Here is a 2,139-nt window from a genome sequence, read left to right on the forward strand (position 1 = left end):
GGAGCGGTCGAAGGTGGGGCCGGCGATTGGGACGAAGTCGTAACAAGGTAGCCGTACCGGAAGGTGCGGCTGGATCACCTCCTTTCTAAGGAGCACCAACTGGCCACAGACACCACCCTTCTTCGGAGGGGCGGGACGTGTGGTCGGTAGTCGTCATCGATGGCGAATGTTCATCGGACGGCTGCTCATAGATGTGGAGCACTGGCTACTCACCAGCATCCTGGTGTCACCCGGCAAGTACCGCCGTCCCTCGGGGCGGAGGGGAACGGCGAGGTCGAGGTCGGGGAGTTGGTGGACACGCTGTTGGGTCCTGAGGAAACGGACCCTTCAGCCCCTGAACGCTATCCCTTGTGGGGTGTGCGGGATGGGGCTGGGTTGTTTCTTCTGGATTGCGGGACCAGACCGCGCATCTCTTGATCGAGGTGTGGGGCTGGTGGGCCCGGTTGTTTTTTGAGAACTGCACAGTGGACGCGAGCATCTCTGAACAAGAGCTGCGGATCTCTCTTTTTTGGGGGGTTCGGGTTTTTGTTCTCTGTTGCGATTTGTTTGATCGTTTTGTGTGTTCAAGTTTTTAAGGGCATACGGTGGATGCCTTGGCATCAGGAGCCGATGAAGGACGTGGGAGCCTGCGATATGCCTCGGGGAGTCGGCAACCAGACTTTGATCCGGGGATTTCCGAATGGGGAAACCTGGCACTCGTCATGGGGTGTCGCCGCCTGCTGAATGAAATAGGCAGGTTGGTGGGAACGCGGGGAAGTGAAACATCTCAGTACCCGCTGGAAGAGAAAACAATAGTGATTCCGTGAGTAGTGGTGAGCGAAAGCGGATTAGCCTAAACCGTGCGCGTGTGATACCTGGTAGGGGTTGCGTGTGCGGGGTTGTGGGACCATCCGGTCAGATCTACCAGTCTGGCAAGAAGTTACAAACTGCTCGGGTAGTCGAATGGCATGGGAAGGCCGACCGTAGACGGTGAGAGTCCGGTAGACGAAACTTGAGTGGCTTCTGGGTGTGTTCCCGAGTAGCACGGGGCCCGTGAAATCCCGTGTGAATCTGCCAAGACCACTTGGTAAGGCTGAATACTTCCTGATGACCGATAGCGGACCAGTACCGTGAGGGAAAGGTGAAAAGTGCCCCGGTGAGGGGTCGTGAAATAGTACCTGAAACCGTGTGCCTACAAGCCGTCAGAGCCTCCTCAGCAAGCTTGCTTGCTGCTGGTGATGGCGTGCCTTTTGAAGAATGAGCCTGCGAGTTATGGTGTGTGGCGAGGTTAACCGGTGGCGGGTAGCCGTAGCGAAAGCGAGTCTGAATAGGGCGTACGGGTTTACTTCGGTATTCTCGGTAGTCGCATGCTGTAGACCCGAAGCGGGGTGATCTAGCCATGGGCAGGGTGAAGCGCCGGTAAGACGGTGTGGAGGCCCGAACCCACCAGGGTTGAAAACCTGGGGGATGACCTGTGGTTAGGGGTGAAAGGCCAATCAAACTCCGTGATAGCTGGTTCTCCCCGAAATGCATTTAGGTGCAGCGTCGCGTGTTTCTTGCCGGAGGTAGAGCTACTGGATGGCTAATGGGCCCTACAAGGTTACTGACGTCAGCCAAACTCCGAATGCCGGTAAGTGAGAGCGTGGCAGTGAGACTGCGGGCGATAAGGTTCGTAGTCGAGAGGGAAACAGCCCAGATCATCGGCTAAGGCCCCTAAGCGTGTGCTAAGTGGGAAAGGATGTGGAGTTGCTGTGACAACCAGGAGGTTGGCTTAGAAGCAGCCACCCTTGAAAGAGTGCGTAATAGCTCACTGGTCAAGTGATTCCGCGCCGACAATGTAGCGGGGCTCAAGCACACCGCCGAAGCCGTGGCACTCCAGTATTTGCTGGGGTGGGTAGGGGAGCGTCCTGCAACCGGTGAAGCCTCCGAGTGATCGAGGGGTGGAGGTTGTGGGAGTGAGAATGCAGGCATGAGTAGCGAATCAAGAGTGAGAAACTCTTGCGCCGGATGACCAAGGGTTCCTGGGGCAGGCTAATCCGCCCAGGGTAAGTCGGGACCTAAGGCGAGGCCGACAGGCGTAGTCGATGGACAACGGGTTGATATTCCCGTACCCGCTGGTACGCGCCAACGCTGAACCCGCTGATGCTAACCACCCGAACC

At 57.4% G+C, this 2,139-nt stretch carries 2 rRNA genes (1 of these 2 only partly in view); both read left to right on the plus strand.

Going from position 1 to position 2,139, the window contains the following annotated elements:
* Positions 1–85, plus strand: a 16S ribosomal RNA gene (locus ACGFNU_RS18175); the annotation flags it as partial.
* A gap of 476 nt (positions 86–561) precedes the next feature.
* Positions 562–2,139: ribosomal RNA gene (locus ACGFNU_RS18180) — 23S ribosomal RNA — on the plus strand; it runs 1,491 nt beyond the window's last position.

This window comes from Spirillospora sp. NPDC048911 (assembly GCF_043198015.1).
Classification (GTDB): Bacteria; Actinomycetota; Actinomycetes; order Streptosporangiales; family Streptosporangiaceae; genus Spirillospora.